The organism is Psychrobacter okhotskensis (genome assembly GCF_965638355.1).
Lineage (GTDB): Bacteria > Pseudomonadota > Gammaproteobacteria > Pseudomonadales > Moraxellaceae > Psychrobacter > Psychrobacter okhotskensis.
The window spans coordinates 562,320-576,268 of sequence record NZ_OZ281822.1; the positions used below are offsets into that span (position 1 = coordinate 562,320).

Sequence of the window (13,949 nt, forward strand, 5' to 3'; positions counted from 1 at the left end):
TCCAATCCCTGCTAATAAAATCGCCTTACTTTACAGTGGAAAACTGCTAGAATACCTGCATACATCGGTACGCTTTAGCAATGGCTATTATTACCATTGTGCGAACCGATCATTACTCCAACATCCATTATTTAGTAGGCGCTTTGTGACTGCATTAGCCAATATTCGTAACTTTTCTATTATTGCCCACATTGATCATGGCAAATCGACCCTTGCCGATCGTTTTATTCAGATGTGTGGCGCGCTGCAAGATCGCGAGATGCAGGCGCAAGTCCTTGATTCCATGGATATTGAGCGTGAGCGCGGTATCACGATTAAAGCACAGTCGGTGACGCTGTATTATGATCATCCAAACGGTGAGCGCTATCAGCTAAACTTTATTGATACCCCGGGTCACGTCGATTTCTCTTATGAAGTCTCACGCTCACTAGCGGCTTGTGAAGGCGCACTATTGGTTGTAGATGCGGCTCAGGGCGTGGAGGCACAATCGGTCGCCAACTGTTATACCGCAGTGGATCAAGGTTTAGAGGTGATGGCAGTCTTAAATAAGATTGATCTACCACAAGTTGAGCCTGAGCGCGTCATTCAAGAGATTGAAGATATCATTGGCATCGATGCCGTTGATGCGCCGCGCGTGTCGGCGAAATCAGGTCTTGGCGTTGATAAGTTACTTGAGGCATTGGTTGAATTTATTCCTGCGCCAACGGGTGACCGTGACGCACCGCTACAAGCGTTAATTATCGATTCATGGTTTGATAATTATTTGGGCGTCGTATCACTAGTACGTGTCCGCCAAGGCACCATAAAAAAAGGTGACAAACTTTATATTAAATCGACCAAAGATGCGCATTTGGTCGGATCCATTGGTGTATTTACCCCAAAACCATTAGATACAGGTATCTTACAAGCGGGTGAAGTTGGCTTTATTATTGCGGGTATCAAGGATATTGCTGGCGCGCCAGTGGGTGATACCATTACGCATGCCAGTACGCCAGATGTTGATCGTATTCCTGGATTTAAACAGATTACCCCGCAAGTATATGCCGGTATGTTCCCTGTTGAATCTACGGATTTTGAAAAGTTCCGTGAAGCGCTGCAAAAATTGCAAATTAATGATGCGTCATTGTTTTTTGAGCCAGACACTTCTGATGCACTAGGTTTTGGTTTCCGTTGTGGCTTCCTCGGCATGCTGCATATGGAGATTATCCAAGAGCGTTTAGAGCGCGAATATGACTTGGATTTGATTACCACTGCGCCGTCAGTTATCTACGAGATTGTAAAAAAAGATGGCAGTATTATTTACGTTGATAACCCATCAAGATTGCCCGAACCGAATAATATCGAAGAGTTCCGTGAGCCGATTGCCCGCTGTCAGATTTTAGTACCGCAGGATTACCTCGGTAACGTGATGACCTTATGTATTGAGCGCCGCGGCGTACAGGTAGATATGCGCTTTATGGGTCGTCAAGTACAGCTGATCTTTGATATTCCGATGGGTGAGGTGGTCATGGACTTCTTTGACCGTCTAAAATCAGTATCGCGTGGTTTTGCGTCACTTGATTATAATTTTGAGCGTTATCAAGTGGATAAATTGGTTAAGGTAGATGTATTAATCAATGGTGAGAAAGTCGATGCGCTTGCCATGATTGTGCACGAAACCCAATCGCGTTACCGTGGTAATGCGCTCGTTGGTAAGATGAAAGAGCTGATCCCACGTCAGATGTTTGATGTCGCCATTCAAGCGGCAATTGGTAGCCAGATTATCGGACGTAGTACCGTAAAAGCCATGCGTAAAGACGTCTTGGCTAAATGTTATGGCGGTGATGTGTCGCGTAAGAAAAAGCTGCTCTCAAAACAGAAAGCCGGTAAAAAGCGCATGAAGCAAGTGGGTAATGTCGAGATTCCACAAGAAGCCTTCTTAGCGGTACTGCAGGTAGATTAGATTATTAATAGACGAATATCATGGCTGGTTTTACCGATATCATCGTTGGATAAGTAGCTCGCTAATAGGCAATTAAGTATGGATTTTGATTTTAATTTGATTTTAGTGCCATTAACTATTGGCTTGGGTATTATTTGGCTATTGGATAAGCTGGCGCTAAAACAGCGTAAAACACGTGGCCGCGGCCAAGAGAGCTTACTGGTACGTTGGGCCTATGATTTTTTCCCCGTATTGGCAGTAGTATTAATAGTTCGCTCATTTTTAATTGAGCCTTTTAATATTCCGTCCTCATCCATGGTACCAACTTTATATACTGGCGATTTTATTGCCGTCAATAAATATGCTTATGGAGTGCGCCTGCCGCTGACTTACAATAAGGTATTGGATACTGGCGAGCCGGAACATGGCGACGTGGCGGTCTTTCGCTACCCTGAAAACCCTAGTATTTATTATATCAAACGTGTCATTGGCTTGCCGGGTGACACAGTCAGCTATGATCAAGGTACGCTTGCTATCAATGATGTGCCTGTAACAACCAAATCTATTGATTTTGATGCCAATGCTGAGCTAACTGCACAGCTGTACCCTGCCGGACAAGTTGCCCCAGGACAAGTGCTGACGGAAGAAAATGCGGCAGCAATGGGTCAGCAAGAAGAGGGTGAAGCGCAGTATTTTCAAGAAACGCAGGGTGAGCATGAGCATCTCGTTCGTTACTTGAAAGGCATGAATAGCTCACAGTATGCGCCCTTTTTGCAGCAACAAGCACCAGAAGTGGTTAGCTCAGAGGGTAACGAGTGGCGTATTAAAGTTCCTGAAGGTAATTATTTTGTGATGGGTGATAACCGTGATCGCAGTGCCGACGGCCGTTTTTGGGGCTTTGTCCCTGATGAAAACCTAGCAGGCAAGGCTGTTTATATTTGGATGCATAAGCCACCAGGTCTCAATTTGCCCACCTTTGCACGTAACGGCGCTATTGATTAAAGTTCTGAAGCGATTAAATTTATAAAGTGATTAAATTTATAAAGTGATTAAATTTATAAAGCAATAGCGGCTTGATGCGTCGGTCGTAGGCTGACTTATCAATAATAGTTTCGTGCTAATATTATGATTATCGATTGAATTGAGGGCATGCTGTAGTTAAGTGCTCAATAATAATATAATAATTTACCCGTTGAGAGGTGTTATGGTGCAGCAGTTATCTGGTTTGTCGACCCAGCGCGGAGCTAGTGTGACTAGCATTGTTTTATTCATCATTGTTCTCGGTATTGCCGTCAAATTGATAATTGCTATTGTACCGGCACAGATTGGTGATTATCAGCTGACCAAGCTTTTAGGAATGGAGCTTAAAGAAGCCAATGACAAAGGTGAGACGGCCAAGCAATTCGTCGAGCGTGTGAATCGGCAGCTATCTATCAATGCTGATTATGATACCAATGCAGAAGAGGTGTTTACTTTCACCAACAAAAAAACCGGTCAGTTGGCTATTTATAAGAAATATGAAGAAACCAACAACCTTTTCGGTAACGTCGATATTGTCAATCGCTTTGAAGGTGACATTGACGCAACCGTGACAGAGTAACCTGAATAGGCAGAGTGCTTATCTGTTATTTATTTAGCAAAAATTATTTACTTTTATATTTTTTAATAGCGATTAGTTATTAACTAATCACTATTAACCAGTCATTATTGACCAATTACTTCAGTAAAACAAAAGGGATAACCACAAGCCTCGCATGAAACCAACTTCGCAGCACTCTCAGGCGCTTCCTACCTCCCAAACAAATGACCCGTCTGTTGACACGCTTATTGTTAGCTCAGAATTCATCCAACGCCTAGCGATATTAACGCGCAAACTGGGTTATGTGTTTAATAACCTTACGCTTCCCAAGCTGGCACTGACTCATCGCTCGTTCGATAGCAAAAAAAACTACGAACGTTTAGAGTTTTTGGGCGATGCGCTATTGGGTATGATTGTGGGTGAGGCTTTATACCATCGTTATCCCAGTCAAAACGAAGGGCGATTGACGCGTATGCGTGCCACCTTAGTACGTCAAGAGTCACTGGTCATCATTGCTCAAAACTTAGAGCTTTCCAACCACCTCATATTAGGGGTAGGTGAGCGCAAGGGTGGCGGTCGTAATCGCGCCTCTATACTAGCCGATGCTGTAGAGTCGCTGATTGGCGCTATCTATCTAGACAGTCAGGATATGACTATTACTCGTGATTGCGTGCTCTCATGGTATGGCGATCTGATCGATAATGTCAACGACCAAAAAGCCCTAAAAGATGCTAAGAGCCGCTTGCAAGAATGGCTGCAATCTAAACAATTCGATTTGCCACATTATGAGCTGATGGAAACGCGTGGCAATGCACCACACCAAATTTTTGTGGTGCGCTGTCAGGTAAATATTAGTAATTGTCCTGATATTACTGAATCGGGTGAGAGTCGCCGTATTGCTGAGCAAAAAGCAGCAGAGCTAATGATTAACCAGCTACATAAACTGCCAAGCTTGCCAAAAACTCGCTCATAATCTAAATCTTAAAGCCATATTTTATAAAACAATAAATTTACATTTTTTTAAGTAAGGGTTATTTTTAAATAATACTTATTTTAAAACCGCAAATATCTCAAGCCAAGCATGGTGCTGCTATCTTATTTACTACTACTTTATTGTAGATAGCAGTAGAACTGCTGAGCTAATGATAAACCCCACAGGATAAATCTATGAGCAATCGTACTGACTTGCCATCAAATAATGAAGATAATACCGACGCTATGGCCCAAAAAACAGACGTAAAACCAACGCCAGAAATCGCTGAATCAAAAAGTGCTGAATTAAATTCCGAGCACTCAGAAAACAACGATGCAGAAAACAACGATGCAGAAAATGATATGGCCATCGAAGAGTTTTTTTCGCCAAATAATAATGCGCGTATGGCTGAGGATTTTAAAGCAGGTTATGTGGCAATCGTTGGACGTCCAAACGTGGGTAAGTCAACCTTGATGAACCATTTATTGGGTCAGAAGTTATCTATTACGTCACGTAAACCGCAAACGACCCGTCATCGTATCCACGGTATTTTGTCCAATCATGAAATGCAAGCGGTGTTCGTTGATACGCCAGGTATTCATCGTAATGAAGTGCGAGCTATCAATGAGCGTATGAATAAGGCTGCCGTATCGGCACTGGTTGATGTCGATTTAGTTCTGTTTGTCGTCGACTCAGATCAGTGGCGTGACGATGATTTACTGGTTTTACAAAAGCTTGGCGATACTAATCTAACAGTAGTTTTAGTGATTAATAAAGCGGATACCTTAAAAGACAAAGGCAGCGTTTTACCATTAATCGAAACCTTTAGTGATAGCTTTGATTTCGCTGATATCGTTCCAGTTTCTGCATTAAAAAATCAAAACTTAGATCGTCTGCAAGAAGTTATTGCTTCGCATCTGCCTATTGCTGCGCCTATCTATGACACTGAGCAAATTACCGATCGTTCAGAGCGTTTCTTAGCCAGTGAAATTATCCGTGAAAAAATCATGCGCAGCGCGGGTGATGAAGTACCCTATGACTTAACGGTACAGATTGATGGCTTCAAAGACGAACCTGCGCATACCGATCCAAAGACGGGCCGCCCACGTAAAGCTTGTACCTTTATCGATGCGACGATCTACGTCGAGCGTAGTGGTCAAAAGGCAATTGTCATCGGTGATAAAGGTCAACGTATTAAACAAGTGGGTATGGATGCACGTAAGGATATGGAGCAGCTGTTTGATAAAAAAATCATGCTAACGCTTTGGGTAAAAGTGAAACGTGGTTGGTCTGATGACGAACGTGCATTGACCAGCTTGGGCTATTAACAGTGATTTAAGAATAACATCTTTGAGTGCATTTTATGATCAGCGCTGAGGTAATGATAAATGCGTAATGAAGCATTGATTGGTTATTTGTTACATCAGCGCCCTTACCAAGAAAAACGCGCTTTATATTACCTATTCTCTCAGCAGCATGGGGTCATACATGGTATTGGTAAAAAAGGCGCGCCCTTATTTATGCCCTTGCAATTGTTTGCTACGGGTAAGCGGGATTTAAAGACATTCAGCCAGATTAATATCGCACCTCAGTACGTCGTACAAACAGATGTGCTTCTAGAAGACGCTACCGCGAAAACACTCACAGCCATTCCTTACGAAAACATCACTGGTCAACAGCAATACGCTGCCTTGTATCTAAATGAGATACTCTGGCGCTTATTGCCCACTGAAGATCCGATGCCAATCTTATGGCAGCATTATCAAGACAGTTTAGATAGGCTTAAACAGCCCTTGTCTGCTAATGAGCTGCGCTTGTGTTTGCGGCAATTTGAACAGTATCTATTTAACGAGTTGGGTTTTGCCCTGACGTTAACGCATGACAATGTTCAAGATAGCATTGAGCCTCACAGTGTCTATCGGTTCTTACCTGATGTCGGTTTGGTCCCCATTGTACAAGCTGAGTTTTTAGACAGTGCTAGCCTAGGGCGAACGGTTTTTGAGGGCAACGAGATAGTGCTGATGGTAGAGCAGGGAATAAGTGATGTCACACTTAATGCTTGGTCGCGTTTACATCGGCAACTGATTGACCATCTCTTAGATTATCAGCCGCTTCAAAGTCGCTTGCTTTGGCAACAGCAACAGCGTTATCAGTTATAGCTAAGGCATGAAAAAATTTAAAAGCTTTAACCTCAAAGCATGTTAGTCACCACAATCAGTAGGATGACTGTCATTAGGTTTAAAACTAATATTAGCGCCTTGACTGAATGATATTTGATACATCGCCTGACTGTATACTGAGCTTGGACAATACTTAAAGTGGCCAAAATGTCCGCGTGGCTTGCCGCTATCGCCATAGAATCTGACGTAACGACGTCTTCCTGCACGCAGATGTAGGGTGCCATATTTAGGGTTTAGGGTTTGTTCTTGTAATAAGTCATCTGTGCCGCTATCGAAATGCTGATTATCGTTGTTATCTACGAATAGCAACAAGGTTTTATTGCTGTTCTTATCGCAGCGACCATTGCTATCTGACAAACATACCAATATATTTTGACGGCGAATAAGACTCTCTACTTTCGCGAGCTTTAGCGTATCTGTTAAGCCATGCCTGATACGTTTGGCTTCCATGCTTGCTAATTGCGTCAAAATAGCTGGCGCAGCAATCGTTGTGATAATCGCGAGTATTGCAACGGTGACAATCAGCTCTACCAGCGTAAAACCATTTTGACTTGAAAGTTTATAAGCGTGTTTATCGTCGGTGACATTCTGATTTAGAATCGTTTGTTTATGATTTATAGAAGAGATTTGAGACGTATAAATAAATATGATTGTACGGGCAAGCTTATTCTTAGCTAAGAGCAACTTAAGTAAAATAAATACAGATAGTTGTTGGCAATTTGACGATATTATATGTAATATAGCCATACGAGTATTACCTGTAACAAATTATGTATTTGATGCTATATTGATATGCCTATGATCACTATCACTCATTCTTGTCCGTAAACATGCAAGTTAATAACATTTAAGTTTTTGAGATAATCATCACTCTATACACGTATCATTATCGATCAGATATTCATAATGGATTAATGTTGGTTATTACAATATAAACAGAATATATGTCTACTGTCAAAAAATGTTTCAATTAGTGAATAGATAGTTTTAACAATAGAGAAAAAATACTAGTTGTATTAAAATACCCTCAACCAACAGATACGCTTCGGTTTAGAATCTATTGCGGACTCATACACAAAAGGTAAAAATCGTAAGGTGTGTTAGTCCTCAGTAACTTAAGCTGGTCATTGTGTTTTAGTTACGACATTATCGTGTAATAATGTGTAGCTCGTTAACGAAAAAAGTTGTAAACTGAATTGATAATCGCTAAGCTACTTCTAAATTAGTTTTGCTTTGTAATTTAAAATTCGTAAAAGATGTCTATTTCGTAGCGTCTTGAGAAGTAGTTTTGCTTAACGCATCACTAAAATTATCCTTTGGAGGAAGTCCATGAAATTGAATAAAATTGCTCTAGCTCTGGTTGCTGTAGCGGCTGTGCCTTTTACAGCTAATGCTGGCGTTACTATTAGCCCACTATTACTAGGTTATCATGTAACTGACGATATCAGTGACACAGCTGACAAACAGCGTGAAGTACTTACTACTGGTAAAAACCTTTATGAAAACGCTAACGGCGCTCAAATTGGTGATGGCTCACGTGGTAACAACAACGGCGGCGTCGCTAAAGAAAGTGGTCTATATACTGGTGCTGCGTTAGGTATCGAGCTAACTCCTTCTACTCAGTTCCAAGTAGAGTATGGTGTGTCAAACACAAACGGCGAAGCTTCTGAAGATTCTGCAGATGCTGGCGTTAACCGTTTTGACGTTGAACAAACTATGATTTCTGGTAACTTCTTAATCGGTACTGAAGAATTTACTGGTTACACTGATAGCCCGTTCAAACCATATGTTCTAATTGGTGCTGGTCAATCTAAGATTGAAGTTGAGAACCAAGAAGCTTATACAGCTACTTCAGACGTAGCTGGCTACACAGCGGGCCAAGAAGTAGAAGCTGGTACTGAAGTATCAAACTCTAAAGACACTATCGGTAACCTAGGTCTAGGTGCTATGTACCGCATCAATGACGCGCTAAGCCTACGTGGTGAAGCTCGTGCGATTCATAACTTCGATAACAACTGGTGGGAAGGCATGGCCTTGGCCGGTCTAGAAGTTGTACTTGGTGGCCATTTAGCACCTACAGTAGCTGTTCCTCCAATGGAAGAGCCAATGGTTGATACTCCACCAATCGTTGTTGTTGAATCTGATCTTGATTCTGACGGTGATGGCGTACCTGATAGCATTGATGCGTGCCCAGGCACTCCAATGAATGTTGTTGTTGATGAGCGCGGTTGCCCAGTACCAGTAGATATTACTGACGAGCTGAAAATGGAACTTCGTGTATTCTTTGATAACGACAAATCAGCTATCAAAAACCAATACAAGCCTGAAATCGCTAAAGTAGCAGAGAAGATGCGCGAGTATCCTAACTCAACTGCACGCGTAGAAGGTCATGCTTCTAAAACTGGTCCTTCAGCACGTTACAACCAACGTCTATCTGAAGCCCGTGCTGTTGCTGTGAAATCTATGTTGACCAACGAATTTGGTATTGCTCCAAACCGTCTATCAACTGTTGGTTATGGTTATGACCAACCAATCGCGCCAAACGATACTGAAGAAGGTCGCGCTATGAACCGTCGTGTTTATGCCATCATCACTGGTGACAAAACTATGACTGTTGAACAAACTAAAGATATGGTTGTTCAGTAAATAATAGTTAGATAGCTAACTTCTAAGTTATATCGTTACAAAAAAAGCCGCCCAATGGGTGGCTTTTTTTTATTTATGTACTGAGAAAAGTAAGTTATTACATAAATTTATCGTGCAATAATGTTATACTAGCGACCCAAACACTTTGTAGATTAACAAAGTGTACATTAGCATAGCTATCTGTACGATGGATTTTCCAGCATAGGTATTTGATTTTATTACTATTAATTAAATGAGTCTACCAATTGTGTAATCATTTAAGAGTCAAATAATCATATCTTTCTGGTTGATGGTAAAAGTTTATCCAGCGGTGCTTACTGCTACTGCATTTTTTTAAGACGAAAAGAGCATTCTATATGGCGAACGATATCAAACACCTGCGTAACATCGCAATTATTGCCCACGTTGATCACGGTAAGACAACTTTGGTTGATAAACTATTACATCAATCTGGCACTTTTGGCGACCGTGCAAACATTGCTGAACGTGCAATGGATTCAGGTGATATTGAGCAAGAGCGTGGCATTACTATTTTGGCTAAAAATACAGCCATCCGATGGACAGACAGCACTGACGATACCGAATATCGTATCAACATCGTTGATACCCCAGGTCACGCCGACTTTGGTGGAGAAGTTGAGCGTGTTATGTCGATGGTAGACTGCGTGCTTTTGGTCGTTGATGCTGTTGATGGACCAATGCCACAGACTCGTTTTGTGACACAAAAAGCCTTTGAACAAGGTTTGAAACCAATTGTTGTTATCAATAAAATTGACCGTCCTGGTTCGCGCCCTGATTGGGTTATGGATCAAATCTTTGATTTGTTTGATAACCTTGGTGCCACAGATGAGCAGTTAGATTTTCCAGTGGTTTATGCTTCGGCATTGAACGGTGTTGCTGGTCTAGAAGCCGATAGCTTGGCTGATGACATGACACCACTTTTCAAAACTATCGTTGACGTTGTGCAGCCACCACAAGTGGATGCAGATGCGCCTTTCCGTATGCAAATCTCAAGCCTTGATTTTAATAGCTTTGTTGGTGTTATTGGTATTGGTCGTATTCAACGCGGTAAGATTAAAACAAATACTCAAGTAACGATCATTGATAAGCACGGTAACACGCGTAATGGTCGTATCTTAAAAATCATGGGCTATCATGGCCTTGATCGTATCGAAGTAGAAGATGCACAAGCAGGTGATATCGTTTGTATCACTGGTATTGACGCGCTTAATATCTCAGATACTATTTGTGATCCAAACAACGTTGAAGCCTTACCAGCATTGACGGTTGATGAACCAACGGTATCAATGAACTTCCAAGTAAACAACTCACCATTCGCAGGTCGTGAAGGTAAGTTTGTGACCTCACGTAATATTCGTGAGCGTCTTGAGCGTGAGTTGATTCATAACGTGGCTTTGCGTGTAGAAGACACTGAGTCCCCTGATAAATTCAAAGTATCAGGTCGTGGTGAGCTACATTTATCGGTGTTGATCGAAAACATGCGCCGTGAAGGTTTTGAGATGGGTGTATCTGGCCCAGAAGTTATCGTTAAAGAAGTTGATGGTAAGCTACAAGAGCCGTATGAAAATGTTGTCTTTGATATTGAAGAAGAGCATCAGGGTCCAATCATGGAGCAAATCGGCTTACGTAAAGGCGAGATGACTAACATGGAGCTTGATGGTAAAGGTCGTATGCGTATTGAAGCGACTATGCCAGCGCGTGGCTTGATTGGTTTTCGTTCTGAGTTTTTAACATTGACTTCAGGTACTGGTATCATGACGTCAAGCTTCTCACATTATGGACCACAAAAAATTGGTGATGTGGGTGGTCGCTCTAATGGTGTATTGGTCTCTATGACCAAAGGTGTTTGTCTAGGCTTTGCTCTGTTTAATCTACAAAAGCGTGGCAAACTATTTGCTGAGCCACAGCTTGAAGTTTATGAAGGTATGATCGTTGGACTTAATTCACGTAACGATGATATGGCGGTGAACCCAACAACTGGCAAGCAGTTGACTAACGTTCGTGCTAGTGGTACGGATGAAGCGTTGACGTTAACACCAGCTGTCAAGTTTACTCTTGAGCAAGCGCTTGAATTTATTCAAGATGATGAATTGGTTGAAGTAACACCAAAAGCGATACGTATCCGTAAGCGCTACTTAACTGAAAGTGAACGTAAGCGTCATGGTCGTAGCAAGAAAGGTGCTTAATAGCTTATATTAATACCAATAAATATTTAAAAAAAGGCTAACACTATGTTAGCCTTTTTTGCATTTTGCTATTATACCCATAGTAAATGCATGAAATTTTCCTTATAATACCCAAATAATGCCTATTGTCCGATATTTCGTCGTACACTGAATGAGCTATAGTATAATCCACAGATATTTTTTTAGGAGAATACAATGAGTATGGTTTCAGAATTTAAAGAATTTGCTCTAAAAGGCAATGTGATGGACCTAGCGGTCGGTGTCATCATCGGTGGTGCTTTTGCGACCATCACCACCTCGTTGGTTGAAGACATTATTATGCCAATTGTCGCCTTTATTTTTGGCGGTGAGATTAACTTTAAGAATATGTTCCTCGTCTTGGGGGATGCCCCTGAAGGTATCGCCATGACATATGATGCACTTAAGGGAGCTGGCGTCCCTGTATTAGCGTACGGTAGCTTTATCACAGTGCTTATCAACTTCTTAATTTTAGCCTTTATCATTTTTATGATGGTTAAAATGGTCAATAAAATGCGTCGTGCTGACGAAGTAGAAGAAGTAGCGGTAGAGGAGCCTTCAGAAGAAGTGCAATTGCTTCGTGAAATTAGTGCAAAGCTTAGCAATACTAATATTACTAAATAAACCCATATTATTGGACTAGTAGAATATAAAAAAAGGCTAACGCGATGTTAGCCTTTTTTATTGTCAGTTCATAAAGTTGTTAGTATGAAGGTATGACTTAATAGTTAGAGAGTATTTAAAAAGATTTGAATATCTTACGGTCTTACTATCACATAGTCATTGGTATTGATTAAAATCTCTGATGGCTGATCGACGATGATACGCACGACATTGTTATCAGTGACTTGTGACTTATAATAGTTATCCTCGGCGACGGTACAGCCCAAACAGCGGCTCATGGCCTCCCAAGGCTCCACAAATAGTTTTTGCTGCGACTGATCCGCATTACCACCGACGACGGCGAAAGGCAGGCTAACTAAATAGGCGGCTGTACCAGTAACGGCGGCGACTAGTTGCAACGGCTTACCTACTACCGTATCGACTACCATAGTGTCATATGAAGGACCAAAATCTGTCTCGTCAATCTCGATTGCCGCTGAGGCTGAATTCATAGTGATAACTACAAGGCTGATACTAGTAAGAGCGGTTAAAAGCTTGGACTTAACAGCATGTTGAAAGCGAGTTTTGACAGTCATGATGTCATCCTAAAATAAGGGTTGAAGATAGAGGCTAAGGCTATTGCTAAACGTTAGTATTATTGAGCGCAACTACTATTAAACATAGCTACTATTAAACCAAGATGTTGGGCGATTAGCAATATAAATCCATGCGCTGCACCCTTGGCTTTATCATTAACGGCTCAATGAATCACTTTTGTCTTGACTACTTTCTATAAAGCTTTAGTGAGTCATGTAGCTAACGATTTGGCTTTGGTAGCGGTTGACACTCAGGGCAAAAGACACTCGCGCGCCCATTGAGCTTGATATTATCAAGAATAGCGGCGCAGTTCGGACAATCTTCGCCTTGTCGCCCATAAACATTTAAGGTTTGTTGAAAGTAGCCTGTTTGGCCACTAGCTACCGTGAAATCGCGTAGAGTAGAGCCGCCAAGCGTAATGGCTTTATCTAAAATTGCTTTAATATGTTCAACCAGTAGCGCTATCTGCTCATAAGATAGGCTGTTAGCAGGAGTAGCGGGATGAATCGCCGATAAAAAAAGGCTTTCGGCAGCATAAATATTACCGACGCCCACTACGACTTGCTGCTCCATAATGACTGATTTAATCGGTCGCGTGATAGGTTTTTTGTTCGTTATCTTTTTCTTGTCTATGTCATTTTTACTGGCACTGTTATCACTATTGCTACGTTGAATGACCTGATATAGATAGTCGGTATTAAAATCATTAGATAGAGGCTCAAGCCCGAGGTGATCGAGTAGTTTGGTTTTATAATCGGTATACCAAAGTACCGCGCCAAAACGTCTTGGGTCGTGATAATGTAATTGACTAAGGGTATTATCTTCATCGCTAAAGGTGAGTATCAAATGGTCGTGCTTACGTTTTTCAGTACCATAAGCGTGCTGCTGCAAACTCCCTGACATGCCTAAATGAATAATCAGCTTACGGCTATCGCTATTTGACTCCGTGCTTTGTGATAACTGCGCTGATGGTACAAAGCTTAAAATCAAGTATTTTGCACGGCGCTCAACATTCTGTAAGCGGTAACCGGCCAAGGTTTGCAAGTCATCAGGCATCTGCCAGCGCAGTTTAGGCTGGAACACTTGTACTGTCTTTACAGTCTTATTAAGTAAAGGCGCAAGACTAGTCTTGGTCGTTTCGACTTCGGGTAATTCAGGCATAAGCGTTTATATCATGACCTTTAAAGGAATGGTTTTGAGTAATTATCAGTGCTAAAGCAGTGCT

General features: G+C 41.7%; 12 protein-coding genes. 9 read left to right on the plus strand and 3 right to left on the minus strand.

Features of this window, described 5'->3' with window-relative positions:
• Nucleotides 1-145: 145 nt before the first annotated feature.
• The 6 genes from lepA to recO all read left to right on the plus strand — a co-directional run bounded on the left by lepA (nucleotide 146) and on the right by recO (nucleotide 6,632).
• Nucleotides 146-1,942 carry a translation elongation factor 4 gene (lepA, locus tag ACSUPM_RS02340; RefSeq protein WP_025651617.1) on the plus strand — a complete coding sequence of 599 codons (1,797 nt, stop codon included), beginning with the start codon at nucleotides 146-148 and terminating at the stop codon, nucleotides 1,940-1,942.
• A 78-nt stretch (nucleotides 1,943-2,020) separates the two neighbouring features.
• Nucleotides 2,021-2,923: a signal peptidase I gene (gene lepB / locus ACSUPM_RS02345; RefSeq protein ID WP_025651616.1), complete on the plus strand. Its 903-nt coding sequence runs from the start codon at nucleotides 2,021-2,023 to the stop codon at nucleotides 2,921-2,923.
• A gap of 202 nt (nucleotides 2,924-3,125) precedes the next feature.
• Nucleotides 3,126-3,521: a DUF4845 domain-containing protein gene (locus tag ACSUPM_RS02350; protein WP_025651615.1), complete on the plus strand. Its 396-nt coding sequence runs from the start codon at nucleotides 3,126-3,128 to the stop codon at nucleotides 3,519-3,521.
• Between the two features lie 154 nt (nucleotides 3,522-3,675).
• The gene (gene rnc, locus ACSUPM_RS02355) at nucleotides 3,676-4,473 is read left to right on the plus strand and encodes a ribonuclease III (protein WP_025651614.1); all 798 of its coding nucleotides are present in this window, start codon (nucleotides 3,676-3,678) and stop codon (nucleotides 4,471-4,473) included.
• Between the two features lie 362 nt (nucleotides 4,474-4,835).
• Nucleotides 4,836-5,801 carry a GTPase Era gene (gene era / locus ACSUPM_RS02360; RefSeq protein ID WP_051395131.1) on the plus strand — a complete coding sequence of 322 codons (966 nt, stop codon included), beginning with the start codon at nucleotides 4,836-4,838 and terminating at the stop codon, nucleotides 5,799-5,801.
• 60 nt (nucleotides 5,802-5,861) lie between these two features.
• The gene (recO, locus tag ACSUPM_RS02365) at nucleotides 5,862-6,632 is read left to right on the plus strand and encodes a DNA repair protein RecO (RefSeq protein WP_025650907.1); all 771 of its coding nucleotides are present in this window, start codon (nucleotides 5,862-5,864) and stop codon (nucleotides 6,630-6,632) included.
• A gap of 42 nt (nucleotides 6,633-6,674) precedes the next feature.
• Here the strand turns inward: recO and ACSUPM_RS02370 are convergent, their stop codons facing one another.
• A complete protein-coding gene (locus ACSUPM_RS02370) occupies nucleotides 6,675-7,400 on the minus strand; it encodes a GspH/FimT family pseudopilin (protein ID WP_227674977.1) in 726 nt (241 codons plus the stop codon).
• Between the two features lie 582 nt (nucleotides 7,401-7,982).
• On the opposite strand from ACSUPM_RS02370, the gene ACSUPM_RS02375 reads away from it, so the two are divergent.
• The 3 genes from ACSUPM_RS02375 (at nucleotide 7,983) to mscL (ending at nucleotide 12,148) form a co-directional block, all read left to right on the plus strand.
• A complete protein-coding gene (locus ACSUPM_RS02375; RefSeq protein WP_201565854.1) occupies nucleotides 7,983-9,299 on the plus strand; it encodes an OmpA family protein in 1,317 nt (438 codons plus the stop codon).
• A gap of 356 nt (nucleotides 9,300-9,655) precedes the next feature.
• Complete coding sequence (typA, locus tag ACSUPM_RS02380) at nucleotides 9,656-11,506, plus strand: translational GTPase TypA (RefSeq protein ID WP_025650910.1); 1,851 nt, start codon at nucleotides 9,656-9,658, stop codon at nucleotides 11,504-11,506.
• Nucleotides 11,507-11,701: 195 nt separating this feature from the next.
• On the plus strand, nucleotides 11,702-12,148 hold the full coding sequence (gene mscL, locus ACSUPM_RS02385; protein WP_201565856.1) for a large conductance mechanosensitive channel protein MscL: 447 nt from the start codon (nucleotides 11,702-11,704) through the stop codon (nucleotides 12,146-12,148).
• 134 nt (nucleotides 12,149-12,282) lie between these two features.
• Here the strand turns inward: mscL and ACSUPM_RS02390 are convergent, their stop codons facing one another.
• Both ACSUPM_RS02390 and mutM read right to left on the minus strand, forming a co-directional pair.
• Nucleotides 12,283-12,723 carry a hypothetical protein gene (locus tag ACSUPM_RS02390; protein WP_201565858.1) on the minus strand — a complete coding sequence of 147 codons (441 nt, stop codon included), beginning with the start codon at nucleotides 12,721-12,723 and terminating at the stop codon, nucleotides 12,283-12,285.
• 220 nt (nucleotides 12,724-12,943) lie between these two features.
• The gene (gene mutM / locus ACSUPM_RS02395; RefSeq protein WP_201565860.1) at nucleotides 12,944-13,885 is read right to left on the minus strand and encodes a bifunctional DNA-formamidopyrimidine glycosylase/DNA-(apurinic or apyrimidinic site) lyase; all 942 of its coding nucleotides are present in this window, start codon (nucleotides 13,883-13,885) and stop codon (nucleotides 12,944-12,946) included.
• Nucleotides 13,886-13,949 lie beyond the last annotated feature (64 nt).